Genomic DNA, 1,149 nt, shown 5'->3' with positions numbered 1-1,149 from the left:
CCAGCCGGTGCCGCGAATAACCAACTGCTCCTGACCGCGGGGCATATACCAACCACCAACGTTACCGTTATTCTTGTTGACCGCGCCCATGACGTCTTGCTGGGTAAGGTCGTAAGACAGCAGCTTGGCGGGATTGAGGTTAACCTGATATTGCTTAACTTCACCGCCAAAGGACAAGACTTCGGTAATTCCCTCAACGGGCATCAGTAGCAGTTTAACCACATAGTCGTTAAGACTGCGTAGCTCCATGCTACTGACACCAGAGCCCGGCTCGGCAAGTAGCAGATACTGATAAACTTGGCCGAGACCGGAAGAGTTAGGGCCCATTTCGGGCGTGCCGACTCCCTCTGGAATCAACTCCTTTGCCGCTTGCAGCCGCTCGAATACCAGTTGCCGGGCAAAGTAGATATCGACACTCTCGTCAAATACCACGGTAATGCCCGATAAACCTGTTTTTGAGATTGACCGAACTTCTTTGACGTCGGGCAGGGCATACATCACCGACTCTATCGGATAGGTAATAAGCTGCTCGACTTCGGTCGCTGCTAATCCTGGTGCTTCCGTATTTACCGTTACCTGAACGTTGGTAACATCGGGAAAGGCATCCAGATTAAGTTTGGGAATAATAAAAAATGACGCAATGCTGATGCTGAATAAAGCCAATACCAATAACAGGCGATTGGCGACAGCAAACTGAATAATGCGCTGAAACATACAACCTCCTGTTAGTGGTTATGTGGGTCAAAACCGCCTTTAGCGATTTGTGAGCGAACGAAAAACGCGCCGTTGTCTACGTATTTTGTGCCTTCCTTAACGCCTCGAATAACTTTCCACGGACCCTTTTCATCAACCAATTCGACTTTCTTCGGTTCAAACTTTCCGGGTTCGTGCTCAATGAATATCTGCCAGTCACCATCAGATGCCCGCATTAAGGCTGAGTCCTTAACTGCAAGCACCGGTCCATCCGACTTGACTGAGAAATAAACATCCGCAAATAAACCAGGGTGTAATTGGTCCTTTTCGTTATTTACCGCAAGTCGTACCGTTCGGGTGCGGGTTTTATGGTCTATTGTGTGGCCTTCCTGAATGACTTTTGCCGCAAAGCGCTGATTGTCGACACTCACTGTAACAGGATCACCAAACTGCACA

Annotated in this window: 2 protein-coding genes; both read right to left on the bottom strand. The window is 48.9% G+C overall.

From position 1 onward, the window contains the following. A partial coding sequence (locus IDAT_RS12860; protein WP_034734479.1) for an efflux RND transporter permease subunit occupies positions 1-714 on the bottom strand: 714 nt, incomplete at its 3' end. Positions 715-725: 11 nt separating this feature from the next. Then, positions 726-1,149, bottom strand: a 424-nt coding sequence (locus IDAT_RS12855) for an efflux RND transporter periplasmic adaptor subunit (RefSeq protein WP_034734476.1), incomplete at its 5' end; no start/stop codon positions are given.

It is taken from the genome of Pseudidiomarina atlantica (assembly GCF_000753735.1).
GTDB classification, from domain to species: domain Bacteria; phylum Pseudomonadota; class Gammaproteobacteria; order Enterobacterales; family Alteromonadaceae; genus Pseudidiomarina; species Pseudidiomarina atlantica.
The sequence above is the reverse complement of the archived record's forward strand: the minus strand, read 5'-3'. Positions and strand labels throughout refer to the sequence as shown.